Annotated in this window: 14 protein-coding genes and 2 tRNA genes; 10 read left to right on the forward strand and 6 right to left on the reverse strand. The window is 40.1% G+C overall.

Annotated elements, in window-relative coordinates; genetic code table 11:
- Positions 1 to 10 precede the first annotated feature (10 nt).
- The gene (locus AACZ88_RS15920) at positions 11 to 1222 is read left to right on the forward strand and encodes a DUF5000 domain-containing lipoprotein (RefSeq protein WP_339712140.1); all 1212 of its coding nucleotides are present in this window, start codon (positions 11 to 13) and stop codon (positions 1220 to 1222) included.
- Between the two features lie 83 nt (positions 1223 to 1305).
- Positions 1306 to 2511, forward strand: coding sequence for a DUF4998 domain-containing protein (locus tag AACZ88_RS15925; protein ID WP_339712142.1), 1206 nt, complete (start codon positions 1306 to 1308; stop codon positions 2509 to 2511).
- A 46-nt stretch (positions 2512 to 2557) separates the two neighbouring features.
- Here the strand turns inward: AACZ88_RS15925 and AACZ88_RS15930 are convergent, their stop codons facing one another.
- Positions 2558 to 4087, reverse strand: a complete 1530-nt coding sequence (locus tag AACZ88_RS15930; RefSeq protein ID WP_339712144.1) for a GH3 auxin-responsive promoter family protein — start codon at positions 4085 to 4087, stop codon at positions 2558 to 2560.
- Positions 4088 to 4165: 78 nt separating this feature from the next.
- Between AACZ88_RS15930 and AACZ88_RS15935 the strand changes: the two genes are divergently transcribed.
- The 3 genes from AACZ88_RS15935 (at position 4166) to AACZ88_RS15945 (ending at position 6910) form a co-directional block, all read left to right on the forward strand.
- Positions 4166 to 4960: a DUF2797 domain-containing protein gene (locus AACZ88_RS15935; RefSeq protein ID WP_339712147.1), complete on the forward strand. Its 795-nt coding sequence runs from the start codon at positions 4166 to 4168 to the stop codon at positions 4958 to 4960.
- Positions 4961 to 5146: 186 nt separating this feature from the next.
- Complete coding sequence (locus AACZ88_RS15940; protein ID WP_339712150.1) at positions 5147 to 6142, forward strand: NADP-dependent oxidoreductase; 996 nt, start codon at positions 5147 to 5149, stop codon at positions 6140 to 6142.
- A gap of 66 nt (positions 6143 to 6208) precedes the next feature.
- Positions 6209 to 6910 (forward strand): TVP38/TMEM64 family protein, encoded by a 702-nt coding sequence (locus AACZ88_RS15945; protein ID WP_339712153.1) that lies wholly within the window; start codon positions 6209 to 6211, stop codon positions 6908 to 6910.
- Positions 6911 to 6927: 17 nt separating this feature from the next.
- Here the strand turns inward: AACZ88_RS15945 and AACZ88_RS15950 are convergent, their stop codons facing one another.
- The gene (locus AACZ88_RS15950) at positions 6928 to 9678 is read right to left on the reverse strand and encodes an AsmA-like C-terminal region-containing protein (protein ID WP_339712156.1); all 2751 of its coding nucleotides are present in this window, start codon (positions 9676 to 9678) and stop codon (positions 6928 to 6930) included.
- Positions 9679 to 9911: 233 nt separating this feature from the next.
- On the reverse strand, positions 9912 to 10622 hold the full coding sequence (locus tag AACZ88_RS15955; RefSeq protein WP_339712158.1) for a queuosine precursor transporter: 711 nt from the start codon (positions 10620 to 10622) through the stop codon (positions 9912 to 9914).
- A gap of 105 nt (positions 10623 to 10727) precedes the next feature.
- Between AACZ88_RS15955 and AACZ88_RS15960 the strand changes: the two genes are divergently transcribed.
- Entirely contained in the window at positions 10728 to 12155 is a 1428-nt protein-coding gene (locus AACZ88_RS15960) for a DUF5723 family protein (RefSeq protein WP_339712161.1), read from the forward strand.
- A gap of 112 nt (positions 12156 to 12267) precedes the next feature.
- On the opposite strand, the gene sppA is transcribed toward AACZ88_RS15960, so the two are convergent.
- Positions 12268 to 14022: a signal peptide peptidase SppA gene (gene sppA / locus AACZ88_RS15965; RefSeq protein ID WP_339712164.1), complete on the reverse strand. Its 1755-nt coding sequence runs from the start codon at positions 14020 to 14022 to the stop codon at positions 12268 to 12270.
- A gap of 72 nt (positions 14023 to 14094) precedes the next feature.
- Between sppA and folK the strand changes: the two genes are divergently transcribed.
- Positions 14095 to 15246 (forward strand): 2-amino-4-hydroxy-6-hydroxymethyldihydropteridine diphosphokinase, encoded by a 1152-nt coding sequence (gene folK, locus AACZ88_RS15970; RefSeq protein ID WP_339712167.1) that lies wholly within the window; start codon positions 14095 to 14097, stop codon positions 15244 to 15246.
- Positions 15247 to 15339: 93 nt separating this feature from the next.
- On the opposite strand, the gene AACZ88_RS15975 is transcribed toward folK, so the two are convergent.
- Positions 15340 to 15891: an RNA methyltransferase gene (locus AACZ88_RS15975; protein WP_339712170.1), complete on the reverse strand. Its 552-nt coding sequence runs from the start codon at positions 15889 to 15891 to the stop codon at positions 15340 to 15342.
- Positions 15892 to 16085: 194 nt separating this feature from the next.
- Here AACZ88_RS15975 and mutS point away from each other — a divergent pair, with 194 nt between their 5' ends.
- From mutS to AACZ88_RS15990, 3 genes are all read left to right on the forward strand, one after another.
- On the forward strand, positions 16086 to 18668 hold the full coding sequence (gene mutS, locus AACZ88_RS15980) for a DNA mismatch repair protein MutS (RefSeq protein WP_339712172.1): 2583 nt from the start codon (positions 16086 to 16088) through the stop codon (positions 18666 to 18668).
- A 121-nt stretch (positions 18669 to 18789) separates the two neighbouring features.
- Positions 18790 to 18865 (forward strand) — tRNA-Gly (locus tag AACZ88_RS15985).
- Positions 18866 to 18896: 31 nt separating this feature from the next.
- Positions 18897 to 18980: transfer RNA gene (locus AACZ88_RS15990), tRNA-Leu, on the forward strand.
- 202 nt (positions 18981 to 19182) lie between these two features.
- Here the strand turns inward: AACZ88_RS15990 and AACZ88_RS15995 are convergent.
- Positions 19183 to 20859 carry a SulP family inorganic anion transporter gene (locus AACZ88_RS15995; RefSeq protein ID WP_339712175.1) on the reverse strand — a complete coding sequence of 559 codons (1677 nt, stop codon included), beginning with the start codon at positions 20857 to 20859 and terminating at the stop codon, positions 19183 to 19185.
- Positions 20860 to 20883 lie beyond the last annotated feature (24 nt).

Here is a 20883-nt window from a genome sequence, read left to right on the forward strand (position 1 = left end):
TAATTATATCATGAAAAATTTCAAATTGTTTTGTTTAACGGTTTTCACCCTATCTATGGTCGTTATTTCTTGCGAAGAGGAAGAGCGAGGACCTTTGGTGGGAGATGATGTATCTCCTAATGTAATTACAGATGTGACCGTCGAGAATTTACCCGGTGGGGCTATAATCAAATACAAGTTGCCCGAAGACGAAGATGCGCTTCTTGTGGAAGCCAGTTATGTGCGAAATGGTGAATTGATTTCTGCAAGGTCTTCCATTTTTAAGAATTTTATTAGCATTGAAGGACTCAAGGAAACGACCCCACAAGATGTGAACCTTACAGTTGTCGACCGAAGTAATAACAAATCAACTGCCGTAAAGGTTACCATAAACCCCGAAACTGCACCAATCGACAAGCTTTTTTCATCATTTGAATTGGTCCCCGATTTCGGTGGTGTTCGATTAAAGTATAATAACGAGGATAATATTAAGGCTGAATTACTTTTATATGCCGCTGACGAGAGCGGCTCCATCAGTTATAATCAATCTGCTTTTATAGATAATGACAACCGGTCACACTTCACCTACAGGACATTTTCACCGACCTTGCAGAACTTTGGGGTGGCCGCAATCGACCGCTGGAACAACATTACCGCTATAAAGCGAACGGAGGTTCTGCCATTGGCGGAAATACAACTTGATATTCAAGAGTTCGACAACCTTTTTCTCAACGGTGACAGGGCGGATGCCTTTGGCTGGATCATGCCCAATATGTGGAACGGCTCTATCGACGGTTCAGGATATCACACCTCTCAAACAGAGCCTGGTGTGACTATAGCCCCGTATACAGAACCCTTTCACATGTTCACTATGGACCTTGGGGTGACGGCCAAACTCAGTCGGTTTAAATTCTGGCAAAGACAAGGTTCTTGGATCTTTACCCACGGCAATCCTAGGTATTTTGAAGTATGGGGTATTGATGAACTTCCGGCCGATAATGGAGATTCCTTTGAGGGGTGGACCCGATTAATCGAGAATGGAGAAGTTGTAAAACCATCAGGAGGCGCCATTGGCCTTAATAGCGCGGAAGATGCTGCATCTGCCGCCTCAGGTGAAGAATTCGAATTTCCTATTGATGCCCCACCCGTTCGTTACATTCGCTTCGTAAACCTTAAAAATTGGTCGGAAGGAAAGTTCATTCATATCATGGAAATCAATTTCTGGGGACAGTTGGCCGAATAACCGAAAACTAGATCACTAAAAAATGAATCAAATTCAACCAAGTAGAATCCTAGTTACCGCTAAACTTAAATATCTATAAAAAAATGAAAAAGTCAACACGAATTATATATCTCACCCTTGTGGCCATAGGCGCAATCATCGGCGTTGCCTCGTGTGAAGAGACGACAGAAACCTATAGTGAATATACCAAAGACGGGGAAATCATATATGTAGGAACACCCGATACCGTATTGGTCGCCCCGGGTTTTGAAAAATTGGAATTTTCCGTAGTAATCAATGCCGACCCAAAAATAAGTAGTGGCGTTCTACAGACCAAGGATAAATCATTTATACAGGAATTTGATGTGGTACGTAAAAATGCCGGCCAAGATACCATTGCTTTCACGGTAGATTTAGCTGAGGGCGAATATAATTTTGATGTCATTTTAAAAGATGATGCCGGACACACCTCAATTCCTCGTGAAGTGAACACCGTAGTTTATGGTACGAAATACCAAGAAGCCCTTATCAGCAGAGGTATTTCAAGTATAAAAGCTTATGAGACCGATGCCTTGGTGACCTGGGGCAACGTTCCCGATGGAAGCATTTCGACTTCCTTTACTTATGAAGATGCAGCCGGTGCCTTGCAGACGATTGAAATACCCAATGATATTGGTGAAACAGCTTTGACCAGTTACAAATTGGGCGGTCAGATCATGATCGAAAGTACCTATGCCCCTGCAGCAAATGCCATCGAAGTATTTAATTCCGCATCGGAAACAATGTTTCCCGATAAGTTTCAACTGGACCATTCGCTAATAACCGCCCTAAAACTACCTTTCGATGCATCGGACGGTTGCCATGGATCCACCTATGAAAGACTTACCGACGGTGCCACGGGTGAATTTTGGCACAGTTGCGATTCGCCAGAAGATTTATATCCATTTGTTATGAGTTTTGATATGGGTGTAACCGCTGATTTAAGAGGGTTCCGTCTAGACAAAAGATCAGCCTGTTGTGGCGGCAGAAGTCCTGGAGCCTATCAAATTTGGGGAACAAATGATTTAACCGGAGCTGAGACCGTAGACATAGACGCCGGTGAGCTGGCCGACTGGGAAGTGGATGCTATTGCAAAAGGCTGGGTTAAACTACTGGACGTTGCTGACAATACCCAAGAGACCATTGAAGCTGATATTCCAGAAAACGCAATGAGTTTTAGATACATCAGAGTAGTAGGCATATCTTCAATAAATGGCGAAACCACTGCAAATTTCGATGAATTCACATTTATGGCCACCGGAGTAGAGTAGTTTCCGTATTACCATTTTAAACACAAAATTGGCAGTAAATATTATTTCAATATTTACTGCCAATTTTGTTCATTTCTAAGAGCTCTTCAACATAGTCCCTTCTATTTGAAAGTCTTGGAATCTTATGTTGGCCGCCAAGTTTATCCTTTGATTTCAACCAATCGTAAAACAAATTCGCCCTGGCTATATGCACCTTAGGCATTTTCAAGGTAATATTATTATATCGCTTGGCTTCATAATCTGAATTTAAAGACTTCAGGGCATTATCTAGAAATTCGGTGAAGTAATCTATTTCATCCGGGGGTGTTCTGAACTCGATGATCCATTCGTGGGCACCTTTATCTTTTCCGGACATAAAAATGGGACCGGCCGTATAATCCTTGATCTCGGCCCCAGTCTTTTTACAAATGCTCTTAAGGGCTTCCTCTGCATTTTCAATAATTAATTCTTCCCCAAAAACATTGATATGGTGTTTAGTTCGCCCCGTTACCCTTATTCGGTATGGGCTCTTTGAGGTAAATCGCACCGTATCGCCAATCTTATAGCGCCACAATCCTGAATTTGTAGTAATTATTATCGCATAGTTGACCCCGATCTCTACCTCCCATAATGGTATAGCCATTTGCTTCGGCGTACCGTAGATATCCATGGGAATAAATTCGTAGAAAATACCATAATCAAGCATCAACAGAAGATCATCGGCATTGTTTCTATCTTGAATAGCGAAGAAGCCTTCCGAAGCATTATAAATTTCATAATACTTGAATCGTTTACGCGGCAGCAATTTTTCATATTGCTCTTTATATGGAGTAAAACTTACGCCACCATGAAAATACACCTCTAAATTCTCCCATATTTGAAAAAGATTTTCTTTTCCGGTTTCCTCAAGTACATTGTTCAGCAACACCAACATCCATGAGGGAACCCCGGCCAAGCTCGTCACATTCTCTTGGGTACTTTCTTTAATAATGGCCTTTAATTTACTTTCCCATTCGTTCATCAAAGAAACCTTGCTGCTTGGTGTGCTACTGAATTCGGCCCAGAGCGGCATATTATCGATCAAAATAGCCGAAAGATCACCAAAAAAGGAACCATTATCTTCGTACAATTCCTTGCTACCGCCCAACCGCAGACTTTTACCCGTAAATAATTGAGAGTTTTCATTGTTGTTCAAATAAAGACAAAGCAGGTCTTTACCTGATTTGTAATGACAATCTTCCAAAGCCTCTGAACTTACAGGAATAAACTTGCTCTTGGCATTCGTTGTACCACTGCTTTTGGCAAACCATTTAATACTGGTAGGCCAAAAAATATTCTGCTCACCCTTTCTAGTACGTTCTATCGTAGACTCTATTTTCTCATACGATACGATGGGTACTCGATCGGCAAAGGCCCTGTAACTCTTAATGGACTCAAAATCATATTCTTTGCCGATTTCAGTTTCCTCGGCAATTTCCAATAACTGAAACAACACTTCTTCCTGTACCTCTTCTGGGTACTTTAAGAAAAGTTCTATTTGATGATAGCGCTTTTTCAGCAACCACGAGGCTATCGAATTAAATAGGGTTATTGGCATTTTTAGGTATCTTTATCCCGTTAAAAATAGTTTTTAAAGATATCATTTTCAAATCGATTTTGTTCAAATTTAATAGTGATGCAATACCAAGGAGTTCTAAAAAAAATGCAGTCGGAAATAGGCAACCCCATTCAATACTATTTGGTTTTCGAAAATGATTTTCTCAACATGAACCAAGTCTTGGACAAACAACTTCAAATCGATTTTATAAAATATCAATGCCTGAACTGCGGATTGGACAAGCCCATCTACCGCCAAGGCTTTTGCAAGTCTTGTTTTTATGAAATTCCGTCGGCTGGCGATTGGATTATGCGACCGGAGTTGAGTACCGCTCACCTAGACCAAGAAGACCGTGACCTGGCTTATGAAAAGAGCGCTCAACTGCAGCCTCATATTGTCTATCTGGCCAACTCGAGCAACGTTAAGGTAGGTGTTACCCGCAAATCACAGGTACCTACCCGCTGGATCGACCAAGGAGCGCATGAGGCCATTGAAATTGTAGAAGTACCCAATCGCTACTTGGCCGGAATCACCGAAGTCGCCCTAAAAGAGCATGTTGGTGACAAAACCAACTGGCGTAAAATGGTGACCAATGATGTAGATGATGAAAATTTGACAGAATGGAGAAGTAAACTACAACCATATATACCCGAGGAAGTGTTACCCTATTATATCGAAAATAATCAGGAGACTGAATTGGAGTTCCCCGTTTTGCAGTATCCAAAAAAATTAAAAAGCTTAAACCTCAAAAAGACTTCACGCTTTAAAGGTGTCTTAAAAGGAATTAAGGGTCAATACCTCATTTTTGAAGATGGAACCGTCTTTAACGTTAGAGGAAACGAAGGATATTATATCGGTCTTGGAATACACTAATCGTCTCGGCACCCCTTAAGTTTTGCGTTGGACACTTAGAATTCGGACCATTATTTGGTTAGTCTTCAAACGTATTGAACTAAATCACTCTTTTGGGATAAAAAAAATTGCTTATGCACCACTACTTGTAGGTGAAAAAATTGATATTCCAGTTTTACATTCAATTTTAATCTTAAAGCATAAAAAATGAATCAGGTCATTTACCTCAGAAACAGGCCGGAAGGCAGACCGAGTCTCGATGATTTTCAGTTTGTCCAAGAAAAAATGCCCGAGCCCGGTTCCGGTGAAATTTTATTGAAGACCAAATTTGTCTCCGTTGACCCTTATCTTAGGGGAAGAATGCGTGATCAAAAGTCGTATATCGAACCTTTTAAATTAAATGAACCGGTTGAATCGGGTATTATAGCACAGGTTATCGAATCAAATAGCGATGATTTCGAGGTGGGCGACCATGTAAATGGTATGCTACAGTGGAAAGAGTTTCAAACCTCACAGGGCCATGGCCTGAATAAAGTAAGTGCTTCTACCGCCCCACTCTCTGCCTACCTCGGTATTTTAGGATTAACGGGAATAACTGCCTATTTGGGACTGGAAAAAATAGGAAAACCTAAAAAAGGGGAAACATTACTTGTTTCCGGTGCTTCTGGTGCCGTAGGAAGCGTGGTGGGCCAAATAGGAAAAATAAAAGGTTGCCGTGTTATCGGAATTGCAGGCAGTGATGAAAAAATTGACCTAATAATGGAAAAATTCGGTTTTGATGAAGGCATCAATTATAAAACGACCGATAACATACAACAAGCCATAGCCAAAGCCTGCCCTGACGGAATAGATGTTTATTTTGACAATGTTGGCGGTGAAACACTCGATGGAGCCATCAACAACATCAATAAATTCGGACGAATCATTAACTGTGGTGCAATTTCGCTGTATAACGAAACCGAAACGCCCATGGGCCCACGACATGAGGGCACTTTCATAAAGAAAAGTGTGCTTATGCAGGGGTTCACGGTTCGCGACTATGTCAAAGAATTCGGACCACCAATGCAGCAATTGGCAGAATGGCTGAAAAACGACCAGCTCACCTATTCAGAAACTATCGTCGAAGGGTTCAATAAAATTCCACAAGCATTTCTAGATTTATTCGATGGTAAAAACAAGGGCAAAATGATTGTTAAGGTATAACAGCAACATTGCTACTGTACCTAATGTATCTAAATGAAGCCAATCGCACGAAAGTCATCATGATTTATGAGTGAAATGCGCGAACATAACAAACCCGCAAAAAAAAGTAAGACGCCCCTATTTCTCAGTATTGCCTTACTTGTTACGGTAATCATTTGTTATTACTCCGTGCCTGCCGTACATGATTTTTTAAGTTCGGCATGGAATGTACTTACCAGCGATGATGAAGACAAAATAAGAACATGGGTTTCGGGTTTTGGCTGGTTAGGCCCCATAGTTCTCATTCTCGCCATGGTACTCCAGATGTTCTTAATAGTGGTGCCGACCATTGTGCTCATGGTTGTCTCCATTCTAGCATATGGCCCTATATGGGGCAGTATTGTCATTTTCGCATCCGTATTTGCAGCTTCTTCGGTCGGTTACGCTATCGGAAGTTATTTGGGAAAAGACACGGTCGAACGTCTAATAGGTCATAAATCGGAAAAAAAAGTGTCTGACTTTCTTGATGATTACGGGTTTTGGGCTGTCATAATTACACGTATCAATCCGTTTTTATCGAACGATGCTATCAGTTTTGTTGGTGGAATACTACGAATGGGCTATTGGAAATTCATTGGAGCTACCCTAGTAGGCATCACTCCACTTGTCATATTTATTGCCATATTGGGTAAAAACACCGATAGTCTCAAAACAGGCCTCCTGTGGGGCTCGGGAATAAGCCTCCTTCTTTTCGGAATTTATATCTGGTGGGACAAAAGAAAAAAGTAAGTCCACACTACTATGAATTATCGGTTGATAGCTTCTTTCTTGACCGTGTCTTTTTTCTTTCCGAACAACCCCCCTAAAATATCCTTTGCCTTTTCTTTGACTGCATCCTTTTCAGGGGAAACACTATCGGTATTCAATTGGGTCGTATCTTTTTCAGTTTTCCCATTATTCAATATTCCACCTAAAATATCTTTTACCTGATCGCTTTTACCATCCTCTTTTTTTGATGTGGAATCGGTCTGGGACTGATTTTTATTAAGAATATCTCCGATAAGGTCTTTTGCCTTGTCTTTTCCTTTGCTTATCAATTTTTGCTTTTCTATCTCTACCAATTTTGAAGTCAAACTTTTAACGCCTGCGGTCAAGTCGGTGCTAACGTTGGGGCTGGTGTAGTTTCCGTCAATATTAGCCACTACAGGGATTGTCAAATTCTCTAGGGAAGAATCGTCAATTTTAGCAATCAAATCGCTAATCTCCTTACCCAAATACTTAGCAGGAACCTCCATGGTCGCCTTATAGTTCAACTTCTGATCGAACGTGTGGCCGCCATCCACAGTTATGGCAATATCTTTATAATTCACGGTAAACGGCTTCACACTAACCAGTCCGTTTTCAAATGAAAGTTTTGTTTTCAGATCCTTTAAGTTTAAATCCTTCAGGTTTATAAAATCAAGTTTACCATCCAGCGCCGACAATAAGGGAGCCTGCTCGGAATTGATTTCTTGGGTCATCACATTTGCCAAGACGTTACCAGTCAGGGTCAATAGATCTGGGGTAAAATCATCGGTAAGATTTCCGGCCAGCTGAATATCGGAATCTAATTTTCCCTGTAGAATTTTAGCGATCGGAGCTAAAACCTTGAACATTTCCAAAGCTTTAAAAGTTTCACCGATCTGAAGTTGGTCCATATCTAAATTCATGGCAAAAGTCGGTGTCACATCTTTAGTAGAGACTTCACCATTAAAGGCCATTTTACCATCAAAAATAGAAGAAGTCATATTACTCAAGCTGGCCTTTTCATCTTTGATACGTAAATTCCCCTTTACTTGTTTTAGCGTTAGGTTATCGTACAGCACCGTATTTGCAGACGCATTGATATTGGCATCCAAAAATGAAGGAATTTTAATTTTCTCTTCAGCTGTCTCCTTATTTTCAGGTATTTTATTCGTCCCATCACTCTCTGATGGTGTATTTTCTTCCGCTACCATAAAATCATTCAGGGCAAAAACATTGGAATTTAGGTTGAAGTTCCCTTCTACATTCTCGTCATTGAACATAAAACCTAAAAGATTATTTATCGTTCCCGAAATATCAAAATCGGTTCTGCCCGTACTACCTTTCATTTCATTCAAGGTGACCGTCTTAGGATTGAATGTCACTGTCGTAGCACTCAATTTGACAGGATTTGGAATCTCATCCGATTTGTACTCAAAATCTTTAACGCCTAATTTACCCGTTGTATTCGTCTTTTCATATTGCTTCTTTTCAACAGAAGCCATATCGAAAGCCGTGGCAATATCGACGTTTAAGATTCCTTTTAAATTAAAATCCGACGGTACGGGGTATGCCTTTGATATATTGGCCAAATTCATCTTACCATCGACATCGGCGTTCACCTTCATATTGCCCATCAACTCTTTAATATTAGCGGTCATATTGAACTTGTCTTCATCAATCATAAACGATAGCCTATCGATAGCAACATAAGTGTCTTCAACGAGACCTGTGGTATTGCTGATTTTTGTATCAATAAAAACATTGCTCACAGATTTCGGTAAATCAGGGTATTTGAACGAGGCGTTATCCGAATTTATCTTGATATTGAATTTAGGAATATGGGTTTCATCGACAACGCCATTAAACGTACCCTCAACCACAAAATCACCTGTAGTCTTTACATTTTCAATATTCTTTGAATATTCCGCTGGAATAACCGCAAGAAAATTCTTAAAGTCTGAAGAAGGCGTTTTAAAGCTAATATCAACTTCTTGGTTTGTCTCGTTCACTTTTACGTAACCATCAAAGACCAAAGGGAGCTGATTGAGAATGGCCTCGTTTTTCAAAAATGAATATTTATTTTCGTTTAAATCGATTCCGATCAACGCATCCAATTGTATCTTATTTTTATTTAGATAATTGGTACTGTCCATTTCAAAAGAAACAAAAGCATTGGTATGGGTGTTCAATTCCGAGGTTTCAAGAGACAAATCTCCTGTACCTTTATGCTGAAAATCAACAAGCTCGAAAGACATTTTTGCCGCCTTATCATTATATGATATTCTTGAATCGGAAATTTCATAAGACTGCAGATCGAGCGTAAAACCACTAGAATCATCAGTCGACACCGTAACTTCTGAACCTGAATCTTTCGCTACATCATAACTTGCGTTTTCCTCTTCATCTATCGTAATGTTCAAAACGGCTCCTTCAACAGAAAGATTTTTTATTTCAATAGGTTCTTCAGCCCCTTTGAACAATTCCCCGATACCCATTTTTAAGGCTACTTGCTTTGCCGCAAAAAGTGTATCTCCCGCAAAGGGAGCTTTATTAATCAGCGAGACTCCATTCAAACTGACTTCAGCATTCGGGAAGCTTCGGATCAAACTCAAATCTGCATCGGTAAAATCTAACGTAGCGTTAAGATTATTGTTTGCATTGTTCTTAATAATATCCCCGATTTTTGCTTCAAGTAGAAATGGGGCAGCAATCAGCACACCAATCACCAAAATCAAAATAGCTCCTAAAATTTTAAATAACTTATTTTTCATATAACTCAAATCTTTTTAAAGATTACACATCTTTTACCAGAACCTTTTCCCAAATACTATCTTTACCAGGGCAAGTTGAAATAAACAACAACGCCGTTCTTGTTTCAATGTTTTTTTATCCACTACGCCAACCCATCCCAATCACCACAACTACGACAAAAAACATCTTACAAATTGACGCTATTGTCTTATTTGTTGATGCTTTCGATAACAACAGAAAAAAACAATAAATATTATGCCTCAAGGTCGATTTCCTCTCCCGTGGTTAGGTTAAAACGTTTTCTTAGAAGATATACGAAAAAATATAGGAAAGGGGTGTCGATTAGCGCAACAAAAACCTTAAAGAGAAAACCACTGATAACGAGGCCATAAAATAGACTCCATGGTAAAACTTGAAATATGCACAAAAGTCCCACGACAGTGAACGTGTCAATGAATTGTGATAGAAATGTGGAAAAATTATTTCGTACCCAAAGATGCTTTCCCTTAGTTATCCGTTTCCAAAAATGATATATCGCGATATCGACATATTGCGCAAATAAATAGGCTATCATTGAAGCCAGTACGGCAATGGGGGAAAGAGCAAAGACTTTGGTGAAAATTTCATCGTTTATCGGGGACGACGGAATTGCCGGCGCAACCTCTGCCAACAATATGATACCCATGGAAAAAAAAGAGGCAAAAATACCTGCGGTTACAATTTGATTCGCTTTTTTCCTGCCATAAATCTCGGAAATCAAATCTGTGATCAAAAAGGTGATGGGGTAAGGCAAAATTCCTACGGAAATCTCAAATAAAGGGGCACCAAACACCGTGATATCTCCAAAGGGATTCCAATAAAAGAACTTCTGAAAAATCAGATTCGACACCACCAATGAGGTTATAAATAGTGCGCCCAGATAAAGATAAATTTGGTACGCTAATCGCTTATCTTTCAAATTCATAAGTATTTTCCTATTAAATAATGTCGATTAAATGTGCAATTATCTTGATACACGGTCGTTATTCAAGCACTGTTAAAAACAAAAGTAAACCAAAATTAGACCAACATGAAAAAAACAATTTTGATACCATTATTGGTGCTTGCTGGCCTTAGCGCAAAAGCACAATCTTACATTGGTTACCTTTCCGACAACTATAGTGGTGTTCACGGCCTGATTTCCAACCCCGCCAACATAGCCGATTCGCGTTTTAAAACGGACGTAAATCTTGCAGGCGTTAGCACGTTTTTCAGCAATGATTATTATGGACTAAAATTAGGAGATGTAGTCACCTCCGATTTTGATTTTGATTCAGATGGCAAAAAATATCCAAAAGAGAGTAACAACTTTTTTGGAAATGCCGATGTTATGGGGCCATCATTCATGTTCAATATCAATAAGACCAGCTCCATTGCAATCTTTACTAGAGGTCGTGTCAGTTACAATGTCAATAAAATAAACGGCACTACATTTGAAAGCTTATCAAACGAATTTGATGAAAACGAAGATTTTATAGTAGATGAAGACGACCTTTACCTAACCGCCAATGCTTGGGCCGAAGTAGGAATTACTTTCGCCAATGTGCTAATGAATAAAGATCAGCATTTTTTAAAAGGGGGTATCTCGTTAAAATATCTTCAAGGAATGGGAAATGCCTATGCTAGTGGTAAAAATATAAACATTGCTTATGATGCTGATGGTACCGACCTCGGAGGAGGCGAAACAACGGGAAGTATCACTTCACAGGGTAGCGTAAATTATGGCCATAGTGATAATATCAATGACGATTTTGATGATTTCGAGTTTGAAATTGTAGATGGTGCCACAGGTTTCGGTGCAGATCTTGGTATTGTTTATGAATGGAGACCAAACTATGCTTCCTATACTTCGCAAGATAGGCAAGGCAATCCGTTTGTTCCAAAACATCTAAACAAGTACAAATTAAAACTCGGACTTTCATTGACCGACCTAGGGGCCATTAAGTATAAAAACGGAACCGAAAATGCTTACGATATCACAGGAACCGTGAATGAAGAAGACTTTGAAGATCAAGATGGAATCGAAGATATTCTCAGCACCCTGTATACCCAAACAGGGTCTGGAGCAGCAGCAAAATCGGCATTGCCAACAGCTTTACATCTAAACATTGACTACAACTTACATAAAAAGTTCTATTTGAACCTCAACACTGATTTCTCACTGAGTTCGAACTCAAAGGCCAATACCAATAGAGTGCCTACAATGGCCTCTATTACACCACGGTTTGAAAGCAAGTGGTTCAGTTTTTATATGCCTGTAAGTCTTATTCAGGGTTCGGGAGCGCAGTGGGGGGCCGGTTTTAGAGCCGGACCATTGTATGTAGGCTCGGGATCCGTACTTTCTTTACTAATGAGCGACAATTCAAAAGCGGCTGATATATATGCAGGCATCAAAATACCTGTTTATCAAGGCAAGCCCAAAAATAAAGAAAGTGATGACGTAATGGGCGAAATGTAAGCCCTAAAAATAGAAGAGCAGAAATCAATCTTGTCAAATAAATTGAACCAATAATTTCTACCTTAACCTCATATTTAAAGATCGTTACAAAATTAGTTTTGTGACGGTCTTTTTACTTTATGTCAAGAACGAACGGCATCCGCGCCTGAACTCCCTTTTGTTCCATGACAGATTTGATTTGTTTCAAGATGGTATAAGCCTCTGTACCTATTTCCTCCTCGATCAACTGTTTTTTTGCCTGAGCACCCGACATGTCTTCCAAAAATCGCTCAAGACCTGATTTATATCTTGGAAACTTCTTTATCCCATAATTTTCCAACCCGGCAAGATTGGCCGCTTCATCAATGGCATCTTCCAAAGTACCCAGTTCATCGACCAAGCCCAACCTTTTGGCATCAACGCCGCTCCACACCCGGCCCTGAGCTAGACTATCAGCTTCTGCAACCGATATACCCCTACCCTTTGCAACACGCTGCAAAAAGGTATCATAGGTTTGCTCAATGCCTTCTAGTACTACATTTCGAAAATCATCTGTCATTGGTTCGAACAGTGAATATTCTACCGAGTTTTTGTTAGTCCCCACCTGTTCGGCATTGATACCCATATTCCCGGCCAATTCCGTAATATTGGGGATTGTACCGAAAACACCGATAGACCCAGTAATTGTGGTCGGCTCCGCGAAGATTTTATCAGCACCAACGGCAATATAATACCCCCCTGATGCCGCCACATTTCCCATAGATACCACTACGGGCTTTACCTCTTTAGCCAATTGAATTTCCCGCCAAATGATATCTGACGTCAACGCGCTTCCCCCTGGGGAATTTACCCGTAATACAATCGCTTTCACTTTTTCATCATCACGAGCTTTTATAATGGCGTCATTGATAATTCCCTGCCCAATAACGTTTGGCCCACCTTCCCCATAAAGAATCTCGCCTTGAGCAAATACAATGGCCACTTTATCATCTCCCTTTCGAATATATTTTTTATTGGAACGTTTTACGTAGTCGCCCAAGGTTACATAATTGATATCATCTTCCGAATTCAATGCTGTGGCGTTCCGTAATTTTTGCTCGTATTCATCATAGAAGAGAATGCCATCGACCAAACCAGATGTTTTGGCATACTGCGGCGTTCTTCCGCCCAAGGTATCAGCAATAATGTTTAGATCGACCGAGCTCAGGTTTCTTTCCTCTGAAATTTCGGAAACCATCGAATTCCACAACGACCCAATTAGTTCTTGGAGTTGCATTCTATTTGCATCACTCATTTCATTGGACAAAAAAGGTTCAACGGCACTTTTATATTTCCCATGCCGAATAACTTCCATTTTAACTCCTGTTTTTTCCTGCAAATCTTTAAAAAATAGTACTTCAGTAGAAAGCCCCCTAAAATCTAACGCACCAACCGGGTTCATGAAGACAGAATCGGCTACACTGGCCAAATAATAATCTTTCTGCATATAAAAATCACTATAAGCATAGATAAATTTACCGTTTTCCTTGAACGCTTTCAAGGCTTTACGAATGGCCTGTGTTTGTGCCAAGCCCGCCATTATAAAATTATTATTGATGCTGATACCTTTAATATCATCATCGTTCTTAGCTACTTCCAAAGCATGCAAAATCTCGTCCAGCCCTTGAGATTGCTCAAAAAGACCTGTAAAGGGATCTAAATCATTGTTTCCCACGTAATCGCTAATCGGCTGTTGTAATTGTAATTCTAGAATTGAATTCTTTCCAATAGCAACAGCTTCATCGGCACCCTCCAATAAACTCACAAAAACCAACAACATGACGAAAAAAATTCCGAAAGCGATAAGACAGCCCATGATGGCCGCCAAAAGATTTCTCAAAAATTTCATAGTTCCACTACATATAATTACGGCTCAAAGATAACCAATGTGGATTTGTTTTGTTTACTTTGTTTTCAGATTATGAAAGACTTAAAAACAGTATACCTTTCTATAGGAAGCAATCTTGGCAACCGGCTTCGAAATCTCCAAAAGGCAGTTTTTTCACTGGATCGGGAGGTAGGAACCGTCGTAGCCCTCTCTAGGGTTTACGAAAGTCCTTCTTGGGGTTTTGATGCAGGTAATTTTTTAAATGCCGCAGTAGGTCTAAAAACGGCATTATCACCTCAAAAAGTATTGAAACAGCTATTGGCCATCGAAAAAGAAATGGGCCGGGTACGTTCGGCTTCAGTCGGGTACCAATCACGCAATATCGATATCGACATTATTTATTATGAGTATGAAATAATAGAAACTCCTGAACTTACGATACCGCATCCGCAAATGACCAAAAGGCGTTTCGTTCTGAGACCGCTATCCGATATCGCTCCCCAGTTTTACCATCCCGTCTTAAATAAAGACACCCGTAATCTTATACAGGAAAGTAGGGACAAGACCAACCCCGAAAAAACGAATTATCACCTTTACAAAGACCGACAAGAGCTTTTTTCAAACACCCAATTTATTGCAATCGAAGGAAATATCGGTGCGGGAAAAACTACTTTGGCAAAAAAAATGGCCAACGATTTCAATGCGAAATTGGTTTTGGAACGTTTTGCCGAAAACCCCTTTCTACCCAATTTTTATAAAGACCAATCACGCTATGCCTTTCCTTTGGAAATGTCATTTTTAGCTGATCGTTACCAACAATTTACCGACGACACATCACAATACGATCTTTTTAAGAATTTTATGATAAGTGATTATGATATTTTTAAATCGTTGATATTTGCTGGAGTAACCTTACAAAAAGCCGAATACGAGCTTTATAAAAAGGTTTTTAATTTTATGTACAAAGAGGTTAAAAAACCGCGTATATATGTATATCTCTATCAACAGACCGATCGCTTGATGTACAATATAAAAAAACGGGGAAGAGACTATGAACAGGGGATTACACCAGAATACTTAAATCAGATAAACAGAGGCTATTTTGATTTTCTCAAAAGTTATCCCGAAGAAAACAGCCTTGTAATCGACATTACCGATATGGACTTTGTCGAGGATGAAAATGATTACAACGACGTGGTATCGAAAATTCAGGATTTTGCCATTGGACAGGCCCTTTTAACATAATTTTAGTAATTTACTTGCACAAATGAAGATGATTTACGTAATTGCGCCCTGAATTAAATTGACTAACTCAAGCTATATCCAAAACCTCGATGTTTATAACATTGGGGTTTTATTTTTTACATTTAGTTTTGACCAAAGGTCCCACACCACAACGCCCGTGCTCACCGAAATGTTCAAGGAATGTTTCGTACCGTATTGCGGAATTTCCAAAACAACATCGCACTGATCGACCACCTTTTGTGCGACCCCTTTGACTTCGTTTCCAAAGATTAAGGCAAACTTATTTTTTTCATCCACTTGAAAATCATTGAGCATGGTAGCTTTTTCAGCCTGCTCTACCGCCATCAGAAGGAAACCCTTAGATTTGAGTTCCGCCATAACCTCTGTAACACTTTCACGATACTCCCAATCGACGCTTTCAGTAGCACCCAAGGCTGTTTTATGAATATCTTTATGGGGTGGTTTTGCAGTAATACCACAGAGGTATATTTTCTCGACCAAAAAGGCATCAGCCGTTCGAAAGACCGATCCAATATTGTTAAGGCTTCGAACATTATCCAAAATAATAATCATAGGGGCCTTTTCGGCTCTTTTGAACTCTTCGACATCGAGTCGGCCCAATTCTTCATTTTTTAATTTGCGCATTTTCCCATTTATAATAACGAAGTGTATTACCGGCCATGGCCCGATAAGCTTGAAAACTTATCCCCAAAATATCAACAATAGATTAAATTCAAGGGCAAAAACAGTACATTCGTTAGTTGACGATAATGCTGTAAAAATAGGTTAATAAAATCGCTTTGGGAAAAACAGAAAAAACAAAGAAGGTCACGCCTTTGATGAAACAATATAATAGCATCAAAACCAAATATCCCGATGCGCTATTATTATTTCGCGTGGGTGACTTTTATGAAACCTTCGGTGAAGATGCCGTCAAGGCCTCCCATATTTTGGGCATTATATTAACGCACAGAAACAACGGTGGAGACCGTACCGAACTTGCAGGTTTTCCCCACCATTCGATAAACACCTATTTACCCAAACTTGTAAAGGCGGGGCAACGTGTTGCGATCTGTGACCAGCTTGAAGACCCTAAGCAAACCAAAACCATTGTAAAAAGAGGAGTAACCGAACTGGTCACCCCAGGTGTGGCCTTAAATGATGATATTCTAACGGCCAAGACCAACAACTTTTTAGCAGCTGTACATTTTGGCCGCAAGCTATTAGGCGTTTCATTTCTTGATATTTCTACGGGTGAATTTTTAACTGCAGAAGGCAATGAAGAACAAATCGACAAGCTTCTTCAGAATTTTGCCCCCAATGAGCTTTTGGTATCCAAAGCACATAAGAAAGAGTTTTCAGAACTCTTTGGAGACAACTACCACACCTTTTATATGGAAGACTGGGTATTTCAGGAAGATTACACCCAAGAAACCTTGCTCACACATTTTAAGACCAAGAACTTAAAAGGCTTTGGCGTTGACCATCTAAAACACGGTATTATCGCCTCAGGCGTTGTATTACATTATTTATCGGAAACACAGCACCGGCAATTGCAGCATATCAACACCCTAAAACGAATTGCCGAGGAAGAACACATCTGGATGGATCGTTTTACCATTAAAAACTTAGAGCTTTACCATTCGACAAATGCCAATGCCGTTACCCTTATCGATATTATCGACAAAACCATTTCCCCCATGGGTGGGCGTTTATTGAAACGCTGGCTTGCATTGCCCTTAAAAAATACTGAAAAAATACGACAGCGCCACCAAGTCATCTCTTATCTGTCGCAAGAAGAAACCACACTTCAGAAATTGCAACATTATTTTAAGCAAATGGGAGATCTCGAACGCTTGATTTCCAAAGTGGCTACTGGCAAAATCAACCCCAGGGAAGTTGTTCAGCTAAAAAATTCTTTGGAAGCCCTTGTTCCTATAAAACAGTTGACCTCTACCAGTTCAAATGAAGCACTTATGCTCATTGGAGACCGATTACACAACTGTGACCTGTTGCATACCAAAATCAAGGATATGCTTAATGAGGAGGCCCCGGTCAATCTACTAAAGGGTAGCACTATCGCTATGGGCTATTCTGTAGAACTTGACGAACTCCGCGGTCTGGCCCATTCAGGCAAGACTTATTTAGACAACATGTTACAGCGAGAAACGGAACGTACGGGTATCACATCATTGAAAATAGCTTCGAACAATGTGTTCGGCTATTATATCGAGGTACGCAATACGCACAAAGACAAAGTACCTGAAGATTGGATTCGAAAACAGACCTTGGTCAATGCCGAACGTTACATTACCGAGGAACTTAAAGAATACGAATCTAAAATACTCGGCGCCGAGGAACGCATTCTACAACTCGAACAGCAGTTATTTTCCCAGTTAGTCGTATGGATGCAAGAATACATTGCGCCGGTACAACAAAATGCCCAGCAAATTGCCAAGTTAGATTGCCTCTGCGGATTCACCCAATTAGCGAAAGAAAATAATTATGTGGCTCCGGTCATCAATGACGCTACCGAAATCGAAATAAGAAATGGTCGGCATCCGGTCATAGAAAAACAATTGCCCCTTGGAGAGTCGTACATCGCAAACGACGTCATTTTAAACCGAGACAACCAACAGATCATCATGATAACCGGGCCGAATATGAGTGGTAAATCGGCCATCTTACGCCAAACCGCCCTAATCGTACTCTTGGCACAGATGGGAAGTTTCGTGCCAGCCGAATCGGCTCAAATTGGTTATGTCGATAAAATATTCACCCGCGTTGGCGCCAGTGACAATATCTCTATGGGCGAATCTACCTTTATGGTCGAAATGAACGAAACTGCCTCTATTTTGAACAACCTATCTGAGCGTAGTTTGGTATTGCTCGACGAAATTGGGCGCGGTACTAGCACATATGACGGTATTTCTATTGCATGGGCAATTTCAGAATACCTTCATGAGCACCCTGCTCGGGCCAAAACTTTGTTTGCCACTCATTACCATGAGCTCAACGAAATGGCCACAACCTTTGAGCGTATTAAAAACTTTAATGTTTCGGTGAAAGAACTCAAAGACAAGGTGCTTTTTTTACGAAAATTAACAGCAGGAGGCAGTGAGCATAGCTTTGGAATACACGTCGCCAAAATGGCCGGAATGCCACAACAAGTCATTCACAAAGCCAACAAAATTCTAAAAAAGTTAGAAAAATCTCATTCTAGCGAAGAGCTTACCGATAAATTAAATTCGGTTCAAAATGAGATGCAGCTCAGTTTTTTTAATTTAGACGACCCTCTTTTAGAACAAATCAAAGAGGAAATCACTCATTTAGACATCAATACGCTCACTCCGGTCGAAGCATTAATGAAGTTGAATGAAATAAAAAGATTGTTAACAAAGAACAAAAAAGCAACCTCTTAAATCAACCAAAATAGAAAGATTTTACATCTATTAACTTTTCGATCGAAATTTCTTTGCCTTTTAGAGAATTGTATTAAATTTGCATCCGCTATCGGTTTTAGATAGCACGTTCTTTTATCATGCGAAAATAGCTCAGTTGGTAGAGCGCCACCTTGCCAAGGTGGAGGTCGCGGGTTCGAATCCCGTTTTTCGCTCCATTGTAAAATCTATTCTGCCTTTAGCAGCTAGGCTCGAGTGGTGGAATTGGTAGACACGTTGGACTTAAAATCCAATGGACATTAGTCCGTATGGGTTCAAGTCCCATCTCGAGTACAAATAACCCTGTTAATCCGCTGATTTTCAGGGTTTTTTATTTCTACTACACCTACAATTGGGCAACAAGGGAATTAGACCCCTGTCAAATACTGCCGACCCAAATTGACAATGACAAGATTAAAACATATATAAACAAAAGAAGCCAAGATTTACAATCCTGGCTTCTTCTTTTTTTATAGATATTCCTAAAACCCCAGTGTCAGACTTGGCTCAATTCACTTACCAAGAGCACATTCGAAGGAACCTTCTCCCCATTGGTGATACTGCTTGGTGATACCAGATCACCATTATCTGAAACTATAGATGTTACATGTGACGCGGAGTTATCAATTCGATATTCCTTTCTAAAGCCTATTAACTCCACCCAAATGTTCTTATCCCTAGAACCGTGGTACACAAAATCCTTTATCAGATGTAGCACGTCATGGTCTATATATACCGTATTCGACGCATCTATAACGATTTTGCTATTTTCAGGTAAATGGATGAACGTCTGTTTTATGGCGGCCTTGTTCAAGAAAGAAACCTCCTGTGCCAATTCCATTTGTATAGTTTCCCCTTCAACATGTTTGTCTTTCTTAAAAAAGTATGCAAGTTTCAGGTTACCCCTAAGAATAAAATAAACACTTACGGCCAATCCTATACCCACACCCATTAAAAGATCTGTAAACACAATGGCTACAATAGTGACAACAAAGGGGATGAACTGAAATTTCTTACTATTAGACCACATATGGAAGAATTTAGCAGGACTTGCCAACTTGTAACCGATTACCAGTAGAACGGCCGCTAAGGACGCCAACGGAATCTTGTTCATAAAAGAAGGAAGAGCTACAACAGCGAGCAACAAAAAAGCAGCATGTGAAATGGCGGCTATCTTTGTTTTTCCACCTGAGTCAATGTTTGTCGAAGTTCTTACAATAACAGAAGTCATCGGTATGCCCCCTATCAAACTACTGATTATATTTCCAACCCCTTGCGCCTTTAATTCTGTATTGGTATTGGTATAACGCTTCAGGGGATCTAATTTATCGGCCGCCTCGATACATAACAAGGTCTCAATACTAGCAACTGCCGCAATTGTAAGTGCTACAATCCAAACATCGGTATTACCTATCTGGGTAAAATCAGGAAAACTGAACTGGCTCCAAAATTCACCTATAGATTCTGGTACCGGAAGGCTCACCAAATGGTCATCACTAATTGCCAACGAAGACCCGGTCAACTTGAAAGTCTCATTAATCGCTATACCTGCCAAAACGGCCACCAAAGCCCCCGGTATTGATTTAATCTTCTTTAAAAACGGCACCTTAATAAACGCTATTAAAATGGCGAGCGATACCAATACTACAACAATTGCCCCGGGATGAATGAAATTAATGGCATTGGCGAAGGTTGTAAAAATCTGGTGCTCACCAGCTGGATTGATATAAAAATAATCACCTTCATGCATCTCATCAAATCCCACCGCATGTGGAATTTGCGATAGGATAATAATGATACCTATTGCAGCAAGCATTCCTTCGATGACATTCGAAGGAAGATAATTCGAAATGATACCAGCCTTCGCAAAACCTAATATTAATTGTATTACCCCCGCTAAAAGACCGGCAAGCAAGAAAGCCTCGAAAGAACCCAAACTTGCTATAGCTGCCAAAACAATGGCCGTCAAGCCTGCAGCAGGACCTGAGACACTCAGTTGCGAGTTACTTAAAGCACCCACTACCAAACCTCCTACGACGCCCGAAATGATGCCCGAAAACAGTGGAGCCCCACTAGCCAAGGCAATACCGAGACACAATGGCAAGGCAACCAAGAAGACTACTAAGCCTGATTTTATATCGGATTTTAAATATCTTGTTGTGAAATTTTTCATAGTTTTTTTATTATGTAAAATGAA

The sequence above is a fragment of the uncultured Kriegella sp. genome, from assembly GCF_963975415.1.
Lineage (GTDB): Bacteria > Bacteroidota > Bacteroidia > Flavobacteriales > Flavobacteriaceae > Kriegella.